We start from the raw sequence: 19547 nt of genomic DNA on the forward strand, positions 1-19547 counted from the left end.
TCCTAGTGATCTTGTTCGAGCTGAACGCCAAAAGTGTTGAGGGCCATGGCCAGCATGATGTAAGAGCCGACCGTGAAGACGTAGTCCATCCGCTGGCGGTCGTCCATCTGCTCGCCGAGCGCGGCCCAGGTGTGGTCGGACAACTGGGACTGTTCGTCGAGCTCGTCGACCCCGACGAGCACCGCGCGTTCGAAATCATCGAAGTCACTGCCGGCCACCTCGGGTGCCCGCGCCGCCTCGACCTCGGCGTCAGTGACGCCTTCTCGTTTGGCCAGGTTGACGTGGTGGGTCCACTCGTAGGCGCAGTTACGGCGATGTGCGACGCGCAGGATCGCCAGTTCGCGGATGCGCGGCGGCAGGGTGGAGGAGAACAACAGGTGGACGTTGAACTTGAGGAACGCTTTGGTCAGGACCGGATGGTTCACCAGCGTCGACAGCACATTGGAGGCATCCCGCGGATTGCGGCGCTCCGGGGGCAGCATGACGGCCAGTGCCCCTTCGACAGCGTCGTCCCACTGGTCGGCTGGCAACGGCGGCAGACGCATCCCGCAGCGATCCTCTCGGTCGTCTTCTCTCTGAGCGAGAATCATATTCTCATTTACAACCAATAGATTTGCACGAATCGCTCGGTTGGTCAATCCTGGCGCGGACGCAATCGTGCTGCTTCGCGCCGGCCGGGCCGGGCCGGTTCCGGCTGTCGGGGTAGCCATGCTGCTGATTTACCTAGCCGCCACCACTGGGACGGGACTGCAGAGCGCCGATGCGCCTATGCTGGATGTTGATTCTCGCTTCGCGAGAAGCTAGTTTTCAAGCTATAGAGAGCTTGGCGCATGTGTGGCTCGTTGATGCCAGCCTGGGGGCCGCGCGTTCGTGTGAGATCCGAGCGAACGATGAGAAGGGTTGAAAGAGCCATGAACAAAGAGGACATGATCCTGATCAGTGTGGACGACCACACCGTCGAGCCGCCTGACATGTTCAAGAACCACCTCTCGAAGAAATACATCGACGACGCGCCGCGCCTGGTGCACAACGCCGACGGTTCGGACATGTGGAAGTTCCGTGACACGGTGATCCCGAACGTGGCCCTCAACGCCGTGGCCGGACGGCCCAAGGAGGAGTACGGCATCGAGCCGACCGGCCTCGACGAGATCCGGCCGGGTTGTTACAACGTCGACGAGCGCATCAAGGACATGAACGCGGGCGGCATCCTGGCCTCCATCTGCTTCCCATCCTTCCCCGGTTTCGCCGGGCGGCTGTTCGCCACCGACGACCACGACTTCTCCATCGCGCTGGTACAGGCCTACAACGATTGGCACATCGACGAGTGGTGTGGTGCCTACCCCGCGCGGTTCATTCCGATGGCGATCCCGGTGATCTGGGATGCCGAGGCGTGTGCCGCTGAGGTGCGCCGCGTCGCCAAGAAAGGCGTGCACGCGCTGACCTTCACCGAGAATCCGGCCGCGATGGGCTATCCCAGCTTCCACAACGAATACTGGAATCCGCTGTGGGAAGCCCTGTGTGACACCGACACCGTGATGAACGTGCACATCGGGTCGTCGGGCCGGCTGGCCATCACCGCGCCGGATGCCCCGATGGACGTGATGATCACGCTGCAGCCGATGAACATCGTGCAAGCCGCCGCTGACCTGTTGTGGTCGCGCCCGATCAAGGAGTACCCCGACCTCAAGATCGCGCTGTCCGAGGGCGGGACGGGTTGGATTCCGTATTTCCTGGAGCGTGCCGACCGCACCTACGAGATGCACTCCACCTGGACGCACCAGGACTTCAAGGGCAAGCTGCCCAGCGATGTGTTCCGTGACCACTTCCTGACCTGCTTCATCAGCGACAAGGTCGGGGTGGCGCTGCGCAACATGATCGGCATCGACAACATCTGTTGGGAAGCCGACTACCCGCACAGCGACTCGATGTGGCCCGGCGCGCCGGAAGAGTTGTGGGATGTGTTGTCTCTCAACGATGTTCCGGACGACGAGATCAACAAGATGACGCATGAGAACGCCATGCGCTGGTACTCGTTCGACCCGTTCACACACATTTCGCGCGAGCAGGCGACAGTCGGTGCCCTGCGTAAAGCCGCTGAAGGCCACGACGTGTCGATCAAAGCGGCCGGCCACGACAAGGACAGCCGGGGCGGCTCCTCGTTTGCGGATTTCGCGGCGAACGCCAAAGCCCTCACCGGCAACAAGGACTGAGCCCCAGTTTTCCCGCGAGCAGACGCAGAATCGCACTGCGTGAGCAGCGATCGTGCGATTCTGCGTCTGCTCGCGCTGAAAGGAGGTGCCCATGGATGGCATGAATTTCGAGCTCACCGAGGACCAGGAGCTGATCCGGCGGTCGGTCGCGGAACTGGCACGCAAGTTCGACGACCAGTACTGGATGGAAAAAGACCAGGCACACGAGTTTCCGCACGAGTTCTACCGCGCCATCGCCGACGGCGGCTGGCTCGGGATGACGATCCCGACCGAATACGGCGGCCACGGCCTGGGCATCACCGAAGCCACCATCCTGCTCGAAGAAGTCGCCAAGTCCGGCGGTGCGATGAACGCCGCCAGCGCGATCCACCTGTCGATCTTCGGCATGCAACCCGTCGTGGTGCACGGCTCCGAAGAGCAGAAGCAACGCATGTTGCCGGCGGTGGCCACCGGTGAGGTGCACGTCTGCTTCGGGGTGACCGAACCAGGCGCCGGCCTTGACACGTCACGCATCACCACGTTCGCCAAACGCGACGGCGATCGGTACGTGGTCAACGGTCGCAAGGTGTGGATCTCCAAAGCGATGGAATCCGACAAGATTCTGCTGCTGACCCGCACCCAGAGCTATGACGAGGTCATTAAGAAGACCGACGGCATGACGTTGTTCCTGACCGACCTGGATCGCAGCCGCGTCGACGTCCGGCCGATCAAGAAGATGGGCCGCAACGCCGTCAGCTCCAACGAGCTGTTCATCGACAATCTGGAAATTCCCGTCGAGGACCGAATCGGCGAGGAAGGCAACGGTTTTCAGTACATCCTGGACGGACTCAACCCGGAGCGGATGCTGATCGCCGCCGAGGCGCTCGGGATCGGCCGCGTCGCTCTGGAGAAGGCGGTCAAGTACGGCAACGAGCGTGAGGTGTTCGGCCGGCCCATCGGCATGAACCAGGGCCTGCAGTTCCCGTTGGCCGACTCGCTGGCCCGGCTGGACGCCGCCGAGCTGATGCTGCGCAAGGCCACCTGGCTCTATGACAACGGCAAACCCTGTGGGCGCGAAGCCAATACGGCCAAATACCTGTGCGCCGACGCCGGCTTCACCGCCGCCGACCGGGCGCTGCAGACCCACGGTGGCATGGGTTACGCCGAGGAGTACCACGTCACCCGGTACTTCCGCGAGGCGCGACTGATGAAGATCGCGCCGGTCAGCCAGGAGATGATCCTGAACTTCCTCGGTTCCCACGTGCTGAAGCTGCCGCGCAGCTACTAGGCTCGGCCCTCATCGGAAGACGGGAGCCAGGAATGCGCGACACAGTCATCGTCGAGGCAGTGCGCACCGCGGTCGGAAGACGCAACGGCGGATTGTCCGGGATACACGCCGCCGATCTGTCCGCCGTCGTGCTCGACGAACTGCTCGAACGCACCGGCGTCAGTCCCGAGATCGTCGACGACGTGATCTGGGGTTGCGTCTCGCAGGTCGGCGATCAGTCCAGCAACATCGGCCGCTACGCGGTGCTGGCCGCGGGTTGGCCGGAAACCATCCCCGGCACCACGGTCAACCGGGCCTGCGGGTCCAGCCAGCAGGCTCTCGACTTCGCGGTGCAGGCGGTGATGTCCGGGCAACAGGACGTCGTGGTGGCCGGCGGTGTCGAGGTCATGAGTCGCGTTCCGCTCGGCTCGGCCCGCGCCACCGGTATGCCGTACGGCCCCAAAGTTCTTGCGCGCTACGACGATTTCTCTTTCAACCAAGGGTTGTCGGCAGAGCTGATCGCCGAGAAGTGGGGATTCTCCCGCGCCCGGCTGGACGAGTATTCAGCCCTGTCCCACGAGCGTGCCGCCGCCGCGCAGGACGGCAATGCGTTCACCGAACAGATCGTGCCGGTGTTCACCGAGGATTCCGTCGTGCACGAGGACGAGGGCATCCGGCGGGGCACCACGGTGGAGAAACTGGCCGGGTTGAAGCCGGCCTTCACCGAGGACGGGGTGATCCATGCCGGGAACTCCTCGCAGATATCCGACGGCGCGGCCGCGCTGCTGATCACCACCGCCGAACTGGCGCTGGAACTGGGTCTGACGCCGATCGTGCGCTACCGCGCCGGTGCCGTCACGGGAGCCGACCCGGTGCTGATGCTGACCGGACCGATTCCGGCGACGGAGAAGGTGCTGGCCAAGTCCGGCGTTCGACTCGATGAGGTGGGCGTCTTCGAGGTCAACGAGGCCTTCGCGCCGGTGCCGCTGGCCTGGCTGGCCGAGACCGGTGCCGACCCGGCGCTGCTGAATCCGTTGGGTGGTGCGATCGCGCTGGGGCACCCGCTCGGCGCCTCGGGCGCGGTGCTGATGACGCGCATGGTTCATCACATGCGTGACAACGGGATCCGCTTCGGGTTGCAGACCATGTGCGAAGGCGGCGGCACGGCCAACGCGACGCTCGTCGAACTGGTCAACTGAATTCGGCTGGGCCGCGCCTCTTGTCAGCGCAGCCAAACCAACCTACTGTGTGTTCGGTAGGTTTCTGTCCGCAGCCCGGTTGAGGAGACCAGTGCCTGAGGCACGCCCGTATGAAACGCTGCTCGCCAAAGGCGAGGACCGCAAACAGCGGATCCTTGCGGTGGCGCAGCGGCTGTTGTCGCGTAACGGCTGGCGCGCCACGACGCTGGCCCAGATTGCCCGTGAAGCCGGGGTGTCTTCCGCCGGACTACTGCACCACTTCGAATCCAAAGAGCAGTTGCTGCATGCGGTGCTGGACGCACGTGACCTCGACGACGACACCCATTCCGACCGCGGCGGCGATCTGCTCGGCGAGATCGCTCAGGTCGCCGACCGGTTCAACCGGGCGCCCGAACTGTTGGGCACTTTCACCGTGCTCCTGGTGGAGAACATCGACCCCGACGCGCCGTTGCACGACCGTCTGGTCACCCGGCAACGCGACGCCACCGAAATCGTCGCCGCCGCCATCCGGCGAGGTCAGGCGGCTGGTCGCTATCGCGCCGACATAGACCCTGACGTCAAGGCGGTGGAAATCCTCGCCTTCACCCACGGAATGGAAATGACATGGTTGCTGGACCCTTCGATACCGCTGACCGAGGTTTTCAAGGAGTACGCAGAGGCGCTGGCGCGCGACTTTTCCCCGTGCAGGACGACGCCGAACCCGACATGAGGTACCGCCTCGACGTCGTCGCCTCCAGCGTCGCCGACGTGGTGACGTTCGCCGGCGGGTGGCTCTTCGATCGGTCGATGGCGGGCTGGGACGTCACCGTGCTGCTCACCGATCATCCCGACGACCGGCCGCTGCACATACTCGGCGCCAAGACGCTGGACCTGGAATCCGCTCTGACTTCCGTCGGGACGCGACCCCGCCCGCAGGCCCTGGCCGCCGCGGCGGACCTGTTGGGTTCCGACCCGCGAGTGCGGACCGGCGTGTTGCAGGCCCTCGACCACGGCGTCACCGAGGTCACGCTGTGGGGCAAGACCTGGCCGGTGGAGCTGGACGACAGTGTCGGGCTGGTCGAGCACCGGCTGAGTATGGCGGCCCAGACCTTCAAGGCGCGGGCACTGGCGGCGGCGGGTCTGGCGGGGGCCACCTTCGGTGTCGCCGAGCGCTTCCGCAGCGGCGTGCTGTCTGCCCCGTCGGTAGCGGCCGACCTGGTGCCCGCCGGCTAGTTCCGCCGGTGGGCGCGCGCATTGACGACGTAGCGGCCCTGTGGAAATGTAATACTCAGATGTGAGAGGCACGTTCTCGTTTACCGAGATCAGATGGAGCAAGAAATGGCGCAGGACGTCACCGAGTTGGATTTCTTCCGCGACAAACAACTCGTTGCGGACCCCTACCCGTATTACGAAGCGCTTCGCCGGCAATGTCCGGTGGCCCGCGAAGACCACCACGGCGTCATGATGGTGACCGGTTGGGAGGAGGCCTGCGCGGTATTGAACGACGCCGACACCTGGTCCTCGTGCAACTCGGTGACGGGTCCCTTTCCCGGCTTCCCGGTCCCCATCGAAGGCGACGACATCACCGATCTGATCGTGCAGCACCGCGACAAGCTGCCGTTCAGCGATCAGCTGCCGACGCTGGATCCCCCCACGCACACCAACCACCGCTCGCTGCTGATGCGGCTGATCACCCCGAAGCGCCTCAAGGAGAACGAGGACGCGATGTGGTCGCTCGCCGACCAGGTTCTCGACGACTTCCTGGCGCCCGGCGAAGGGGACTGGATCAAGGGTTTCGCGGGGCCGTTCACCCTGCTGGTGATCGCCGACCTGCTGGGTGTGCCGATGGAGGACCGCGACAAGTTCATCAAAGGCATCCGGCAGAACTCCGGCGGTGGCATCGGCGGAACCGGCAAAGAAGCGTTGGCCCACAGCCCGCTGGAATTCCTGTACGGTCTGTTCTCCGACTACGTCCGAGACCGCCGGCAGAATCCCCGCGACGACGTATTGACCGGTCTGGCCACCGCCACCTATCCCGACGGGACGACTCCCGAGGTCGAAGACGTGGCGCGCGTCGCCAGCAACGTCTTCTCGGCCGGACAGGAGACCACCGTACGGCTGCTCGGCGCGTCCCTACAGACGCTCGCCGAGCGCCCCGACATCCAGACACAACTGCGCAAGGACCGGAGTCTGATTCCCAACTTCATCGAGGAATCGTTGCGGCACGAGAGTCCGGTCAAAGGCGACTTCCGGCTGAATCGGGTGCCCGCCAGTGTGGGTGGAGTCGACCTGCCCGCCGGTACCACCGTGATGGTGGTGCAGGCCGCCGCGAACCGTGATCCGCGCCGGTTCGACGAGCCTGCCACCTTTGATCCGAGCCGCAAGAACGCCCGTCAGCACATCGCGTTCGGGCGGGGCATCCACAGCTGTCCCGGCGCACCGCTGGCGCGAGCCGAAACCCGGGTGGCGATCGAACGACTCCTCGATCGGACGTCGGAGGTCAGAGTCAGCGAGCGGGTGCACGGCCCGGCCGAGGACCGTCGCTACCAATATGTTCCGACTTTCATTCTGCGCGGGTTGACCGAGCTGCATCTGGAGTTCACGCCGGCATGAAAGTCTGGGTCGACGACGAGTGGTGCCGTGGTCACGGCATGTGTCTGACGCTGTGCTCGGAGGTTTTCAGCATCACCGAAGACGGTTACGCGGTGGCAATAGATTCCGACGTACCAACGGAGTTCGAGGCCGCCACCAGGGAAGCCATCGAATGTTGTCCCGAACAGGCGATCAAAGAGCGCTAAGGAGATTCGCGAATGTCCAACGGTCGCAAAGGGTATGTGATCCTCACCGAGGCCATCAAGGATCCCGAAGGCATGAAGTCCTACGGCAAGGCCGCCGGTGCGGCCATGGGTGGTGTGCGGGTTCTTGCGGTGGACACCTCGCCCACCGTCCTCGAGGGTGACTGGCACGGGGACCAGACCGTGGTGCTGGAATTCGAATCGGTGGACGCCGCCCGCGCCTGGTACGAATCCGAGGCATACCAGAACGCTGCCAAGCTGCGCCAGGCTGCGGCCGACTGCAACGCGGTCATCCTCGCCGGCTTCTGACGCCCGGCCCGCGATTGCGTTCCAGCTTGGGAGTTCACTCCTCGAGCGAGATCGCCTGTCTCGGGCACTGCCGGACGGCGTCGCGGACCTGCTCTTCGATATCTTGCGTGACCTCGGTCCGGTGCACCGTCAGCATGTCGTCATCGCCGAGTTCGAATACCTCGGGGATGATGCCCATACACACGCCGTTGCTTTCGCACAGATCCCAGTCCACTTCGATTCTCATCGCAACACCCGCACCGGAACGTTCTTCCAACCTGCGACATTCTGCATCTGGACCCGGTTGCAGTTGTCCCAGTCCACCTCGTAACGGGGCATGAAATCCAGCAGCTTGTCCAGCGCGATCGCGCTTTCCATCCGGGCCAGGGCGGCGCCCAGACAACTGTGGATGCCGTAGCCGAAGGACAGGTTCAGTGCCTCGTGTCGGTCCCGGTCGATGTTGAAGGTGTCCGGGTCGGTCCAGACGTCGGGGTCGCGATTGGCCGCACCGTTGATCAGGAACACCGGTTTCATCGCCGGGATCGTGACACCGTGCAGCTCAACATCTTTGACCGAGCAACGGACCTGATACTGCGACGGCGCCTCGTAGCGCAACAGCTCCTCGACCGCCGCCGGGATCTTGCTGCGGTCGTCGAGCAGTTTCTGCCATTCGCCCGGGAACCGCGCGAACACCACCGGCGCGTTGCCGATCAGCTTGGTGACGGTCTCGGCACCGGCACCACCCAATAATGTTGCGAATCCCGCGATTTCGATGTCGTCCAGTTTGGTCTTCTGACCGTCTTCGCGTTCGATCTCGGCCTCGATGAGCTTGGTGAACAGGTCGTCCTGCGGCTTCACCCGGCGTTCCTGCAGGAGTCCGTAGTACAGGGTCCCGGTTTCGATGTTGGCTTGGATGCCTTTCTCGCCGGCCTCGACCTGTCCGGGCTCGCGGTGCAGGGACTCGTCGATCAGAAAACGGATCCGTTGAGCGTGCTCTTCGGGCACCCCGAGCATCGTGGTGATCACCTCGACCGGGAACGGGCCGGACAATTCCTGCACCACGTCGAAGTTGTCCGGATCTACCTTGGACAGGTACTTGTCGATCTTCGCGCCGACCATCTCACGCTGCGATTGGATGGCGCGCGGCGTGAACACCTTGTTGAGCAGGCTGCGCATGTGCCGGTGGTCCGGCGGGTCCATGAAAATGATCGACTTCTGCTCCGGCGGCTTGCCGGTGCGCACCATCGACAGGTCGATGCCGAAGGCCGAGGAGTAAGTCTCGAAGTTCTTCAGCCCGGCCGCCACATCCGCATGCCGGGTCAGCGCGTAGAAGTCGTATTCCTCGCTGTAGTAGACCGGCGCTTCCTGTTGCATTCGTTTGTAGGTGTCCCAGGCGCCGTTGAAGAAGTCCTGCGAGAACGGGTCGAAAATCACCGTCGATGTCGTCAATGGAGGCTCCTTGCTGCTGAGCTGCGGACTGAAACCATTACAGCTGAACGCCCGACTGTAACGTCAACGGTAGCGGCTTCCGGGCTGGTCGGGAAGGGAAATCTGGTTTCATCTCGGGGCATCCATCAGGCTCAGTGCGGCGTCGGCCGCCGCCAGTGCGGCGCCACCGGACGCCGAGGCGCGCTCGGCGAGGTCCACCAGCAGTCGCACGTCCTTCTGCAGCAGCGGGCCGGCGAGACCGGCCAGTCGTGCCACGCCGCCCGCCTTGGCAATCGAGCTGAGCGCGAAGCTGTTCCCGCTGCTGCGCGCGACGACGTCAACCAGCCGTGCCGGGGAGACGCCGAGCGCCTCGGCCAGGGTGAGAGCGGTGGCCGCGGTCCCGACGTTGGCGGTGAACAGCAAGTTGTTGAGCAGCTTGGTGGTCTGCCCCGACCCCAGCTCGCCGAGGTGGATGACGGCGTCGGAGTAGCTTTCGAAGACCGCACGGCAGCGCTCGACGACCTCGGTTTCACCGCCGACCATGACCAGCAACCGGCCCTCGCCGGCCGCTGGTCCGCCACCGCTGACCGGCGCATCGATAATCGAGACACCCTGTGCGGCAGCTTTTTCCGCGATGGCGCGGCAGGTGTTGGGGTGCACGGTGCTGTGCACTGCGATCACCCCGCCCGACTGCAACCCGGCCAGCACGCCGAGCTCGCCGAAGGTCAGTTCCTCGACGTCGGAGTCACCGACCACGCACAGGCAGACCAGGTCACTGGCGGCGGCGAGTTCGGCCGGCGACCCGGCCACCCGCGCCGGGGTGTCCGCGAAGGACTCGAGGGCCGCTGCCCGGCGGGCCCACAGCGTCGTCGGGAAGCCGCTGTCGACGATCCGGCGCGCCATCGGAGCGCCCTGGCTGCCCAACCCGATGAACCCGACACGCATCAGCCCACCGCCCGGTCGGCGCTGCCCGCAATGCAATGGTCGACGAATGCGAACACCTTGCGGTGGTACTGGGCGGCGGTCAGTCCCAGGCTCAGATTATGCCCTGCTTCAGCGTGCAGTTCGGCCTCGAAAGATGCCGCGGCGCTGAACATCTCAGCGATCTCGGCCAGCGCTTCCGGATCGGAGCGGTACACGTTGTCGTACTCACCCAGGCTGAACCTGACCGGCACCCGCACCGCGGGCGCCAGCGCCGGGAAGTAGCGGTGCGGCCAGTTCAGCGCCACGTCCCGCTCGTAGGGCGGAGCGACCGAAGAATTCGTGATGCCGCGCAGAATGTCTGCCGGATACAGCCGCGTCGGTTCCCACAACAGTTCGCGGGTGCCTGGCGGACGTTCCTTGACCTCCGCGGCTTTCATGATCTCCTTGGCGGCGGCGTGGTAGCGCCGGCCGGTGCCGCCGAGTTCGAGGCCGAGCAGTCCGGCGCCACGGTCGTGCGCCGCCATGCGGGTCGCGAGTTCGCAGCCGCCCGAGTGACCCAGCACGAACAACCCCGCCCCGCGGGGTCGCTGACCCAGGATGCGGTCGACGGCACCGTAGGCGAGGTCGACCCGTTGCTCGGGGGTCCGCACGGCGTCCGGATATGCCGCCGAGCTGCCATGCCCCGGCCGGTCGAGCGCAATGACGGTGAATCCCTGCGCTTCTCCTAGTCGCAGTAACGACAAGTCCGGATGCCCGGGACAGTCGAAGTAGACCGCGCTGGTGCCGCCGCCGTGGATGGCCAGGATCACGGCCTTGGGACTGTCCGCTTCGACGACGACCGCCGACATGGGTACGCCGTCGACGATCACCACCCGGGGGCGGGGACTCATCCGTCGCTCCGCAACAGGATCACGCCGCTGGGGGTCAACCCGCCGCTGCTGACCACGCCGACGCGGGCGTCGGCAACCTGGCGCTCCCCGGCCTCACCGCGCAATTGGCTGACCGCCTCGTGCAGCAGCCCCATGCCGTGCGTGCGGCCGTGGGACAACTGGCCGCCGTGCGTGTTCAGCGGGATCTGGCCGTCACGGGCGATGTTCTTGCCGCCGTCCAGGAATTCGCGGGCCTCACCGATCCCGCAGAACCCCAGCGCCTCGATCCAGGACAGGCAGTTCATCGTGAAGCCGTCGTAGAGTTCGGCGACGTCGACGTCGGCCGGCCGTAACGAGGTACGCGTCCACAGGTGCGCCGACTGGCCCAGCACCTGCGGTTCGTGGGTCAGGGTGCTCTGGTCCCAGTCGATGCGCTCGATGATCTGGGTGCCGACGGCCTCCACCAGCACGGGCGGTTTGGCCAGATCGCGGGCGGCGTCGACCGCAGACACGATGACGGCGATGGCGCCGTCGCACGGCACGTCGCAGTCGTAGAGGCCGAACGGCGTGGTGATGGGCCGCGCGTTCAGGTAGTCGTCCATCGTCATCGGCGACCGGTAGACCGCGGTCGGATTGAGTTCGGCGTTGGCGCGCTGATTCAGTGCGATCCAGCCCAGGGTTTCCTTCGTGGTGCCGTACCGGTGGAAGTGCCGCTGGGCGTTGAGCGCCAGCGTGTGAGCGGCCGAGGTGGCGCCGAACGGCCACTGCCAGCTGGCGGTGCGGCCGCCGGACGGGACGATCTTGCCCTGCTTCATCTGTTCGTTGAAGGTGGCTTCCCACAGCGTCCGGAAGCACAGCACGTGCCGGGCCAAGCCGCCGGCGACCGCCAGCATTGCCGCGATCACCGATCCGCCGGGTCCGAATGTCTCGATACCGCCGTTGTGCCAGGTCGGCCGAATACCCAGGGCCGCTTCCAGATTGGTCACTCCGCCTTCGCCGAACCCGCCCAGGTTGCCGCCGCCGGGATAGGTCGACAGGCCGTCGATGTCGTCGAAGCTGAGTCCGGCGTCGGCGATGGCCGCCTCGCACGCCTGCACGGTCAGCGACAGTGCAGGCACCATCAAGCGCCGTCCGATCGGCGACATCCCGATCCCGGTGAGCGCGACCTTGTCCTCGAACTTCTCCGTCGTCAGCATCGGACGGACATACTCGCCAAAACGCTCCGGTGCGATCTCGTCGTCCGGCAGCGCGCCCGGTGCGGCATCGGGGACCGGACGGAACAGCGGCAGCCACACGTCTTCGATCTGCTCGAACACGACCTCGACTACCTGACCCAGTTCGAGTTGCTCGGGATCGGATTCGACGATGTTGGTGGTCAACCGGACCCGCGGGTCCTCGTCGATCGCGACCTGGGCCACCACGTACGGCGCCGGCATCCCCGGCAGGCTGAAGCGGTGGTTGATGGTGAAACCGGCCAGGGTCGCCCTGCCCGAGACTTTGCGTACGCCCATGTCACGGGAGCGGCAGTAGCGGCAGACCGGTGCGGGCGGATGGATCAGCGCCGCGCAGGCACGGCACTCCTGGATCCGCAACGTGTCGTCGGCGCCGGCGGTCCAGAAGAATTCGTTCTCATCAGTGATCTGGGGCAGCGGGCGTCCCGGGGCTGTTGACACGTCACCTCCGCAGGCTGAACGTACCGGTAGGCACGTTATGCGAATTCGAGAATTACGTTATCATCTCCGAGTGTGACGGAGACGCTGGTCCGGGAGACACCGCGGTCCGGCGTCACCATCCTGCGATTCAACCGTCCCGCACGGCTGAACGCGATCAACGCGGCAATGCTGGCCGAGCTCACCGAATCGCTGGGCGACCTGGCCGGCGACACCTCGGTGCACGCCGTCGTGCTCACCGGCGCGGGCCGCGGCTTCTGTTCGGGCATCGATGTGCGCGACTTCGGCACCGGCATTCCCGAACCCGACGATCCGGCCCTCGACCGGCTGAGATTTCAAGAGGCCATGGCCGCGATACCGCAGGCCATCCGTGATCTGCCGCAGCCGGTGATCGCGGCCGTCAACGGGCCCTGCGTCGGTGCCGGATTGGCCATCACATTGGCCGCGGACATCCGAATCTGTTCGACGGCAGCGTCATTCGGAAACGCGGCGATTCTGCTGGGCCTGTCGGGTGCGGAGATGGGCATGAGTTACCACCTGCCGCGGGTGGTCGGTGCCAGCGTCGCCGCGGACTGGATGCTGACCGGCCGGACGGTGTCCGCGGCCGAGGCGGATCGCCGCGGATTGGTGAGTCAACTGCTGGAGCCGCAGGCGCTAGTGGACCGCGCGGTGGAGCTGGCCGGGCATATCGCCGATCTGCCGGCTCTGGCGACCCAGCTCACCAAACGGACACTGCACGTGAACACCGACGCCGCGGGCCTGGCGCCGGCAATCGAACTGGAGAACCGCAACCAGGTGCTGACGCACGCCACCGACGAAGCCGCCGCGTTGCGTCAGAAGTGGTCGCGATGAGCGCGTCTCACAGTGACTCTGCAGCCGCGGCGCGAATTTTGCCGCCGATATTGCGCCCTGAGCGCAGACTCAACGTCGAGGGAGAGGAATCGGCAAATGGCGTGGGACTTCTCGACTGATCCGCAGTGGGCGGAGCAACTCGACTGGGTGGCGGATTTCGTCCGCTCGGAGTGTGAGCCGGTCGATCTGTTGGTCAAGGAGTCGCACGACCTCAACGACCCGGTGCGTCAGGCGCTGATTCCGCCGCTGCAGCGCATCGTCAAGGAACGCGGGCTGTGGGCCACCCACCTCGGGCCGCATCTGGGCGGACCGGGCTACGGACAGCTGAAACTGGCCCTGCTCAACGAGATCCTCGGCCGCTCCGAATGCGCGCCGATCGTATTCGGTTCCCAGGCACCCGATTCGGGCAACAGCGAGATCCTGGCCCACTACGGCACACCCGAGCTGAAGAAGCGCTATCTCGAGCCGTTGCTGGACAACCGGATCGTGTCCTGCTTCTCCATGACCGAACCGCAGGGCGGCGCGGACCCGAAGGTCTTCACCACCTCGGCCGTCCAGGACGGCGACAGCTGGATCATCAACGGGGAGAAGTGGTTCTCGTCCTTCGCATCGATGGCGTCGTTCCTGATCGTGATGGCCGTGACGGACCCCGAAGCCGCTCCCTACCAACAGCACTCGATGTTCGTGGTACCGGCCGAGACGCCGGGGATCAACGTCCTGCGCGACGTGGGTCTGGGCTATCAGCCCCTCGGCGGTGGCCGGGAAGGCTATGTGCGCTACGACAATGTACGGGTTCCTGCCGACCACATGCTCGGTCCGCGGGGCGGCGCCTTCGTGGTCGCCCAAACCAGGCTGGGCGGTGGACGCATCCACCACGCGATGCGCACGGTCGGTCTGGTGCGCCGCATCTTCGACATGATCTGTGAGCGTGCGGTTTCCCGTTACACACAAGGGGACATTCTGGGCAATAAGCAGTTGGTGCAGGAGATGATCGCCGACTCGTGGATGGAGATCGAGGCGTTCCGGCTACTCACCCTGCAGACGGCGTGGAAGATCGACCAGCACAACGACTACAAGGCTGTCCGGGCCGATATTTCGGCGGTCAAGGCGATGATGCAGAAGGTCCTGCACGACGTGTCGGCCCGCGCGCTGCAGGTGCACGGCTCGCTCGGTACGACGCACGAGATGCCCTTCGTGCAACACCTGGTGGAGTCGTTCGTACTCGGCCTGGCCGACGGACCGACCGAGGTGCACAAGACGGTGTTGGCCCGTCTGCTGCTCAAGGACTACCAGCCCGCCCCGGACCTGTTCCCGTCCGAGCACCTGCTGCGGCTGCGCGCGGCCGCCGAGCGGAAATTCGCCACCCAGTTGGCGGGTATCACCCTAACCCAGTAGCTCCCCAGCGCGAATCAACAAGTGCGGCAGCACCGTTGCCATCGCCGCTACGTCGGCGGCAGGCACTGACCGTCGCCGGTTGTGTTTGACGATCAACGACCAGGTCGCCACGGACTTGAAACAGGCCAGCGCCTGGAACCAGTCGAGGTCGGGCACCGGAACTCCCAGTGCCGTTCGGTAGGTGGAGGCCAGTTCCGTCGGATTCGGTGTCATGCCCAGGTAGCGGGTGGCACGCCGATAGGTCCGCGGGTCGCTGTTGATCAGGAACCACCCGACGTCGACGCGTGGATCGCCCACCGACCAGATCTCCCAGTCGATCACGGCGGTGATGTCCGCGCCGACGGCGAGCAGGTTGCCGAGTCGAAAGTCGCCGTGCACCAACGCGGGACCCAGCGGCGCGGGCACCGATTCTGCCAGCGCGTCGGCGACATCGCGCCATCCCGGCGCCAGTGCGGGTTCCACCGTCTGCAGGGCGCGACACCAGCGTTCGACTTCGGCGCCGGCGCTGCTGACCGGCTCGTCGCCCAATCCGACGGCAGAGTGGTCAACCCGGTGCAGCTGCGCCAGCATTTCGGCAGCACTCCGATAGCGTTGTGGCACAGCGCTGTCGACTGCAGCCCCCACGTCGTACAACGGCTCGACGGAACTGCCGTCGACCCACGACATCACAAACAGCGGCGGCACCAGCGGTGGGTCACCCGGATCCTCGAACAATACGTCGGGGACGGGAAGCGGGGTGGAGTGCAGCGCTTTGATGACGCGCGCCTGACGAAGCACGTCGCGATGTCGGGTGGGTGCCAGACCGGCGGGGGCGACCTTGACCACCACCGGGCGATCCGCCGTCTGCCCGACGTAGGTCAGGCTGGAGGCGCCCCCCGACAACGGGCGCAGCCCCTCGACGTCGGGCAGTCGACTGCGCACCGTATCGAGCGGATCGGTCAGCTCAGCCACCCGATTTCGCGGAGGAAGGTCTGGGTGTGCGCGATGCGGCCGGTCATCGACGCGGGGTCGCCTGTGCACAGTTCGAGCGCGGTCTGGGTGATCAGGCCGATGTCCTCGGTGTCGGCCTTGGCCAGGTCCAGGATGCCCGCACCGGGGGTGGCCACCGGTCGGGACGGCGCAGCGGCGTTGACTGCGATACCGTCGTCGTACAATTCTGCGGCAAGGCTTTTCGTGAGCCGGTTGAGCGCGGCCTTGACGGTGCCGTAGATCCCGAAGCCCGCTCCGCTGTCGAACGCGTCGAAGGGTGGGCCGGGCGGCAGGTCGCCACCGACCGAGGTCACGTTCAACACCCAGCCCCGTCGACGTTGCCGCATCGCCGGTATCGCCAGCTGCGTGAGATGAAGCGGCGCCAGCACATGCATCTCCAGCATGAGTCGCACCCGCCGCTCCGGGAATTCGTCGAGTGGCCGCAGGAAGGTGACCGCCGCGTTGTTCACCAGGATGTCCGGCGCGCCGATACGGTCCACGACTTCGCCGAATAAACGCTCGCGCTCTTCGGTTTTGGACAGATCGGCCGGGACCGCAACCGCAGCGCCACCCGCAGCGGTGATCTCGGCGAGGGTTTCTCGCAGCGAGCCTTGGTATTTGGGGTCGGGATCAAGGGTCCGCGCAGTCAGCGCCACGGTGGCCCCTTCGGCGGCCAACCGCAGTGCGATCGCCTTACCCAGACCTCTGCTGGTCCCGGTCACCAGGGCGGTCTGCCCGGCGCACCGTGTCAACGGATGAATCCCCACTCGGCTTCGTTGGACTCGGTCTTGATGCGCGAGGCGGGGTCGTCCTCCTCGTGCAACTCCGGGTGCGGGGTACTCGGCCGGGGGTCCCCGACTTCGGTGATGGCGTGCACCGGGCAGTCCAGCAACGCCCGCATCACCGCGTCCCGGTCCTGCTGCGGCACAGTGCCGTCGCCGATCAGGCACGCGTATCCCCAGTCATCGAGGGAGAAGTATTCGGGTGCGTGCTTGGCGCACAGACCGAATCCGTCGCAGATGGTGCGGTCCAACCGGATCTTCATCCCTCACACCCCTTCGACCAGGTAGGGACGCTCGGCGCGAAACGCACCGTGCCGGCAGTCCGGGCAGCTGCCGTCGAGGTGACGGGCGACGTCGTCGGGAAACTGGTCGAGGAGGGAGGCCGCGATGTTGCAGGCGGCGTCCAGCGTCCCGCAGGCACCGCGCGCCCGCAGCACCACCGACCACCGCCGCAGCCGGTCCAGGTCCTCGGTGGCCGCCACCCCGTCGCGCAGAGCGCCTGCGGCAGCGGCCATCGCCGCCGTGCCGTTGAAACAGGAACCGCATTGGCCGGCGTTCTCGCGGTCGAAGTACGCAAGCACCGCGGCCGCGACTGCGACCGGACATTCGTCGGTGATCACCGAGATCGCACCGCAGCCCAGTCCACTGCCGATCCCGCGGATGGTCTCATGGTCCAGAGTGGTCTCCAGCACGCGGTGGTTCAACAGCCCGGCGAAGTAACCACCCATCAGCACCCCACGCAGCTGATCCGGTGAAACCCCGTGTACGGCAAGGAGTTCGGTAAAGGGCAGGCCGTGTGGAAGTTCGTAGAGGCCAGCCGGCCGACCACCCCCGGTGATGGTGGCCAGGAAGGTGCCCGGAGACTGAGCTGTGCCCTGGGAACGGAACTCCGCCGCGCCGTGGGCCTGCAGGTAGGCCAGATTGGCCAGTGTCTCGACATTGCTCACCAGGGTGGGCCGGCCGCCGACGCCGACTTCGAATGGGCGCGGTGGCTTGTCGGTCGGTTTGACGGGTCCCCCGTTGACGGCGTTGACTGCGGCGGTCTCTTCCCCGGCCACGTAACCCGGTGGCACGGACCACACCTCGACGCTGGGCGCGCTGGCATCCAATTCGCTGAGCGCCTCCTCGACGCTGCGCGCTGACTCGGCGTCGGACACATAGACGTAGGCACGCTCGGCCGCGACGATCGCCGCGGCCAGCCGCAGCCCGTCCAGCACGAGGTGCGGCCGGTTACGCAGCAGCCAACGGTCCTTGATCGAAGCCGGTTCCCCTTCTTCGCCATTCGCGATCACTATCGCGCCGCCGGCGATCACCCCGTTGGTGCGTACCGTGCGCAACTTCACCGCCAGGGGGAAGGCCGCGCCACCGCGGCCCAGCAGACCGCTGGCTTCGACCTCGGCCAGCAACTTCTCGGCGTCGCCCAGCGGACGGTAGCCGCCCCGCTCGCGATAGGCCGCCAGGTTCTCCGGGCCGGATCCGGTCAACAGACGCGGCGGGCAACCGGGCCAGACGGCGGTGACGAAGGAGGCGGTCGTCTGAGTCTCCATCAGCTAGCCTCCCACCCGGCCGGATAGGCTTGGCCGCATGCGGACTGCGGTGGTGCGCGTCAATGTCGATCCAACCGGTGTGCTCTCGCCGGCGCGGCTAGCTGAGGGCATGGCGACGCTCCTCGGTCTGGCTCGTGAACTCGGTGCCGATGTGGTGGCCAACGACCTGGCGGCCCGGCCGCCGAGTCGGCGCGAGGTCGAGGTCCTCATCGCCGGCGACGATGGCGAAGGGACCAAAAAAACCGCTATGAACTTGTGCGACAGGGCTTTCGGTGTCACACCGGTGGCGGGCGTGGTCACCTTCGTCAGCCGCGGCACCGACGACGATGCGCACGGGGTGCTGTCCGGGTTCGGGCTGCGTGGCACGGTGCTGCGTGAGCCCGGCGACGAGGGTTACGACATCGTCTATGTGACGTTGCGCGAAACAGACCTCGATCGGGTTCCGGAAAGCCGCATCCACACCGCACTCGAGGCGTCGCTCAACTGTGAAGTCCACATCCGCACCGAGTGAACTCATGTGCTGCCCAGGAATTCGAGGATGGGCGGCGCAGCCAGCACCCAGGTGTCGAACATGTTGAAATGCGTAACCCGGCCTGCCGCACGGTCTTCGGAGGCGCGCTCCCAGGCGTCCTCCGGCCACGGCGGGTCGATCAGTTTGGATCCCTTGATCAGGCAGCTGACTTCCAGCGACGTGCGCTTGGGATGATCCAGGTCGTTCTCGCCACCGCGGATGATCAGGGTGGGGACCATGATCCGGTCGAACATTTCGTCCTCGACACCGGGAATCGTCTGCCCCGGCTTGGAGACGAAAGCATTGAGCCAGCGCAGCTGGATCTTGAGGAACTCGTCTTTGTCGAAGTCGAGGAACCGCTGTTTGTTGGCCGGGTTCTCCGCGATCCGGTCGCGCCACTCCTGAACTCTCACGACGCCGTCCATGCCGGTGCCGCGCACTGCCAGGATGCTCGGCACGATGTAGAAAGACCCCAGCACGAAGGTGCCGTACACGCCGCCGACGATGTTCCACACCACGAGCTTGGTCACCATCTCCGGATAGAGCATGGTGGTGAGCATGGAATCCCTTGCGCCGCCGGACCCCCCGGCCAGGATGCACTGCTCGAAACCCAGCCCGGTCACCAGCTTGTGCAGGGTTTCGGCGCGCATGTGCGATTCGCTCTGCCCGTAGAACTGCACATCGGAGGCGCCGCAATTCGGTCGGTCCCACAGCAGCACGCGGTAACCGCCGTCGGCCAGTGCGTCGGCCAGCGGACGCAGGCCCTCGATCTCCTTACTGAACCGCCCCCCCGGGGTCAGCGCGATGAGATCGCCGGTGTCACCGAGGATTTCGTAGACTACGTTTCCGCCGTTGATCTCGATCGTCGACACCTGGCTCTCCC

22 protein-coding genes are annotated in these 19547 nt (G+C 65.8%); 11 read left to right on the forward strand and 11 right to left on the reverse strand.

Going from position 1 to position 19547, the window contains the following annotated elements:
- Nucleotides 1-2 precede the first annotated feature (2 nt).
- Nucleotides 3-545, reverse strand: a complete 543-nt coding sequence (locus tag AC5Y6Y_RS18560; protein WP_463827239.1) for a carboxymuconolactone decarboxylase family protein — start codon at nucleotides 543-545, stop codon at nucleotides 3-5.
- Between the two features lie 366 nt (nucleotides 546-911).
- On the opposite strand from AC5Y6Y_RS18560, the gene AC5Y6Y_RS18565 reads away from it, so the two are divergent.
- From AC5Y6Y_RS18565 to AC5Y6Y_RS18600, 8 genes are all read left to right on the forward strand, one after another.
- Entirely contained in the window at nucleotides 912-2210 is a 1299-nt protein-coding gene (locus tag AC5Y6Y_RS18565) for an amidohydrolase family protein (protein WP_463827240.1), read from the forward strand.
- Between the two features lie 100 nt (nucleotides 2211-2310).
- A complete protein-coding gene (locus AC5Y6Y_RS18570) occupies nucleotides 2311-3477 on the forward strand; it encodes an acyl-CoA dehydrogenase family protein (protein WP_463827495.1) in 1167 nt (388 codons plus the stop codon).
- Between the two features lie 32 nt (nucleotides 3478-3509).
- Nucleotides 3510-4655: a thiolase family protein gene (locus tag AC5Y6Y_RS18575; RefSeq protein ID WP_499919219.1), complete on the forward strand. Its 1146-nt coding sequence runs from the start codon at nucleotides 3510-3512 to the stop codon at nucleotides 4653-4655.
- A gap of 91 nt (nucleotides 4656-4746) precedes the next feature.
- Nucleotides 4747-5364 (forward strand): TetR/AcrR family transcriptional regulator, encoded by a 618-nt coding sequence (locus AC5Y6Y_RS18580; RefSeq protein ID WP_463827242.1) that lies wholly within the window; start codon nucleotides 4747-4749, stop codon nucleotides 5362-5364.
- Nucleotides 5361-5867 (forward strand): hypothetical protein, encoded by a 507-nt coding sequence (locus AC5Y6Y_RS18585; protein ID WP_499919252.1) that lies wholly within the window; start codon nucleotides 5361-5363, stop codon nucleotides 5865-5867. The genes AC5Y6Y_RS18580 and AC5Y6Y_RS18585 overlap by 4 nt, the downstream gene beginning before the upstream one ends.
- Nucleotides 5868-5972: 105 nt before the next feature.
- Nucleotides 5973-7247 carry a cytochrome P450 gene (locus AC5Y6Y_RS18590; RefSeq protein WP_463827497.1) on the forward strand — a complete coding sequence of 425 codons (1275 nt, stop codon included), beginning with the start codon at nucleotides 5973-5975 and terminating at the stop codon, nucleotides 7245-7247.
- Nucleotides 7244-7432, forward strand: a complete 189-nt coding sequence (locus AC5Y6Y_RS18595; protein ID WP_463827243.1) for a ferredoxin — start codon at nucleotides 7244-7246, stop codon at nucleotides 7430-7432. Before AC5Y6Y_RS18590 ends, AC5Y6Y_RS18595 begins: the two co-directional genes overlap by 4 nt.
- Before the next feature lie 12 nt (nucleotides 7433-7444).
- On the forward strand, nucleotides 7445-7738 hold the full coding sequence (locus AC5Y6Y_RS18600) for a DUF1330 domain-containing protein (RefSeq protein WP_499919217.1): 294 nt from the start codon (nucleotides 7445-7447) through the stop codon (nucleotides 7736-7738).
- 34 nt (nucleotides 7739-7772) lie between these two features.
- Here the strand turns inward: AC5Y6Y_RS18600 and AC5Y6Y_RS18605 are convergent, their stop codons facing one another.
- From AC5Y6Y_RS18605 to AC5Y6Y_RS18625, 5 genes are all read right to left on the reverse strand, one after another.
- Nucleotides 7773-7964, reverse strand: coding sequence for a ferredoxin (locus tag AC5Y6Y_RS18605; RefSeq protein WP_499919215.1), 192 nt, complete (start codon nucleotides 7962-7964; stop codon nucleotides 7773-7775).
- Nucleotides 7961-9166 carry a cytochrome P450 gene (locus tag AC5Y6Y_RS18610; protein ID WP_499919213.1) on the reverse strand — a complete coding sequence of 402 codons (1206 nt, stop codon included), beginning with the start codon at nucleotides 9164-9166 and terminating at the stop codon, nucleotides 7961-7963. The genes AC5Y6Y_RS18605 and AC5Y6Y_RS18610 overlap by 4 nt, the downstream gene beginning before the upstream one ends.
- Before the next feature lie 108 nt (nucleotides 9167-9274).
- Nucleotides 9275-10090, reverse strand: a complete 816-nt coding sequence (locus tag AC5Y6Y_RS18615) for an NAD(P)-dependent oxidoreductase (protein WP_499919211.1) — start codon at nucleotides 10088-10090, stop codon at nucleotides 9275-9277.
- Nucleotides 10090-10959 carry an alpha/beta hydrolase gene (locus AC5Y6Y_RS18620; RefSeq protein ID WP_499919210.1) on the reverse strand — a complete coding sequence of 290 codons (870 nt, stop codon included), beginning with the start codon at nucleotides 10957-10959 and terminating at the stop codon, nucleotides 10090-10092. The genes AC5Y6Y_RS18615 and AC5Y6Y_RS18620 overlap by 1 nt, the downstream gene beginning before the upstream one ends.
- Nucleotides 10956-12611: a thiolase C-terminal domain-containing protein gene (locus tag AC5Y6Y_RS18625; RefSeq protein ID WP_499919208.1), complete on the reverse strand. Its 1656-nt coding sequence runs from the start codon at nucleotides 12609-12611 to the stop codon at nucleotides 10956-10958. Before AC5Y6Y_RS18625 ends, AC5Y6Y_RS18620 begins: the two co-directional genes overlap by 4 nt.
- Before the next feature lie 72 nt (nucleotides 12612-12683).
- Here AC5Y6Y_RS18625 and AC5Y6Y_RS18630 point away from each other — a divergent pair, with 72 nt between their 5' ends.
- Both AC5Y6Y_RS18630 and AC5Y6Y_RS18635 read left to right on the forward strand, forming a co-directional pair.
- Nucleotides 12684-13460 carry an enoyl-CoA hydratase/isomerase family protein gene (locus AC5Y6Y_RS18630; protein ID WP_463827250.1) on the forward strand — a complete coding sequence of 259 codons (777 nt, stop codon included), beginning with the start codon at nucleotides 12684-12686 and terminating at the stop codon, nucleotides 13458-13460.
- 96 nt (nucleotides 13461-13556) lie between these two features.
- Entirely contained in the window at nucleotides 13557-14855 is a 1299-nt protein-coding gene (locus tag AC5Y6Y_RS18635) for an acyl-CoA dehydrogenase family protein (protein ID WP_499919207.1), read from the forward strand.
- Here the strand turns inward: AC5Y6Y_RS18635 and AC5Y6Y_RS18640 are convergent.
- From AC5Y6Y_RS18640 to AC5Y6Y_RS18655, 4 genes are read right to left on the reverse strand one after another with little or no spacing between them, the layout of a single operon-like run.
- The gene (locus tag AC5Y6Y_RS18640; protein ID WP_499919205.1) at nucleotides 14844-15806 is read right to left on the reverse strand and encodes a phosphotransferase family protein; all 963 of its coding nucleotides are present in this window, start codon (nucleotides 15804-15806) and stop codon (nucleotides 14844-14846) included. The genes AC5Y6Y_RS18635 and AC5Y6Y_RS18640 overlap by 12 nt on opposite strands.
- Entirely contained in the window at nucleotides 15794-16576 is a 783-nt protein-coding gene (locus AC5Y6Y_RS18645) for an SDR family NAD(P)-dependent oxidoreductase (RefSeq protein ID WP_499919204.1), read from the reverse strand. Before AC5Y6Y_RS18645 ends, AC5Y6Y_RS18640 begins: the two co-directional genes overlap by 13 nt.
- A complete protein-coding gene (locus AC5Y6Y_RS18650; protein WP_463827254.1) occupies nucleotides 16573-16869 on the reverse strand; it encodes a ferredoxin in 297 nt (98 codons plus the stop codon). Before AC5Y6Y_RS18650 ends, AC5Y6Y_RS18645 begins: the two co-directional genes overlap by 4 nt.
- A 3-nt stretch (nucleotides 16870-16872) precedes the next feature.
- A complete protein-coding gene (locus AC5Y6Y_RS18655) occupies nucleotides 16873-18153 on the reverse strand; it encodes an NADH-ubiquinone oxidoreductase-F iron-sulfur binding region domain-containing protein (protein ID WP_499919203.1) in 1281 nt (426 codons plus the stop codon).
- A 37-nt stretch (nucleotides 18154-18190) separates the two neighbouring features.
- On the opposite strand from AC5Y6Y_RS18655, the gene AC5Y6Y_RS18660 reads away from it, so the two are divergent.
- On the forward strand, nucleotides 18191-18664 hold the full coding sequence (locus AC5Y6Y_RS18660; protein ID WP_499924880.1) for a hypothetical protein: 474 nt from the start codon (nucleotides 18191-18193) through the stop codon (nucleotides 18662-18664).
- Between the two features lie 2 nt (nucleotides 18665-18666).
- On the opposite strand, the gene AC5Y6Y_RS18665 is transcribed toward AC5Y6Y_RS18660, so the two are convergent.
- Nucleotides 18667-19536 carry an alpha/beta fold hydrolase gene (locus tag AC5Y6Y_RS18665; protein ID WP_499930146.1) on the reverse strand — a complete coding sequence of 290 codons (870 nt, stop codon included), beginning with the start codon at nucleotides 19534-19536 and terminating at the stop codon, nucleotides 18667-18669.
- Between the last annotated feature and the right edge of the window lie 11 nt (nucleotides 19537-19547).

The sequence above is a fragment of the Mycobacterium sp. NGS24 genome, assembly GCF_059813065.1.

What these genes read in the sequence shown, in the direction of transcription:
- AC5Y6Y_RS18560 (WP_463827239.1), bottom strand. Translation starts at nt 545, where the DNA reads ATGCGTCTGCCGCCGTTGCCAGCCGACCAGTGGGACGACGCTGTCGAA.
- AC5Y6Y_RS18565 (WP_463827240.1), top strand. Translation starts at nt 912, where the DNA reads ATGAACAAAGAGGACATGATCCTGATCAGTGTGGACGACCACACCGTC.
- AC5Y6Y_RS18570 (WP_463827495.1), top strand. Translation starts at nt 2,311, where the DNA reads ATGAATTTCGAGCTCACCGAGGACCAGGAGCTGATCCGGCGGTCGGTC.
- AC5Y6Y_RS18575 (WP_499919219.1), top strand. Translation starts at nt 3,510, where the DNA reads ATGCGCGACACAGTCATCGTCGAGGCAGTGCGCACCGCGGTCGGAAGA.
- AC5Y6Y_RS18585 (WP_499919252.1), top strand. Translation starts at nt 5,361, where the DNA reads ATGAGGTACCGCCTCGACGTCGTCGCCTCCAGCGTCGCCGACGTGGTG.
- AC5Y6Y_RS18590 (WP_463827497.1), top strand. Translation starts at nt 5,973, where the DNA reads ATGGCGCAGGACGTCACCGAGTTGGATTTCTTCCGCGACAAACAACTC.
- AC5Y6Y_RS18595 (WP_463827243.1), top strand. Translation starts at nt 7,244, where the DNA reads ATGAAAGTCTGGGTCGACGACGAGTGGTGCCGTGGTCACGGCATGTGT.
- AC5Y6Y_RS18600 (WP_499919217.1), top strand. Translation starts at nt 7,445, where the DNA reads ATGTCCAACGGTCGCAAAGGGTATGTGATCCTCACCGAGGCCATCAAG.
- AC5Y6Y_RS18605 (WP_499919215.1), bottom strand. Translation starts at nt 7,964, where the DNA reads ATGAGAATCGAAGTGGACTGGGATCTGTGCGAAAGCAACGGCGTGTGT.
- AC5Y6Y_RS18615 (WP_499919211.1), bottom strand. Translation starts at nt 10,090, where the DNA reads ATGCGTGTCGGGTTCATCGGGTTGGGCAGCCAGGGCGCTCCGATGGCG.
- AC5Y6Y_RS18620 (WP_499919210.1), bottom strand. Translation starts at nt 10,959, where the DNA reads ATGAGTCCCCGCCCCCGGGTGGTGATCGTCGACGGCGTACCCATGTCG.
- AC5Y6Y_RS18635 (WP_499919207.1), top strand. Translation starts at nt 13,557, where the DNA reads ATGGCGTGGGACTTCTCGACTGATCCGCAGTGGGCGGAGCAACTCGAC.
- AC5Y6Y_RS18650 (WP_463827254.1), bottom strand. Translation starts at nt 16,869, where the DNA reads ATGAAGATCCGGTTGGACCGCACCATCTGCGACGGATTCGGTCTGTGC.
- AC5Y6Y_RS18655 (WP_499919203.1), bottom strand. Translation starts at nt 18,153, where the DNA reads ATGGAGACTCAGACGACCGCCTCCTTCGTCACCGCCGTCTGGCCCGGT.
- AC5Y6Y_RS18660 (WP_499924880.1), top strand. Translation starts at nt 18,191, where the DNA reads ATGCGGACTGCGGTGGTGCGCGTCAATGTCGATCCAACCGGTGTGCTC.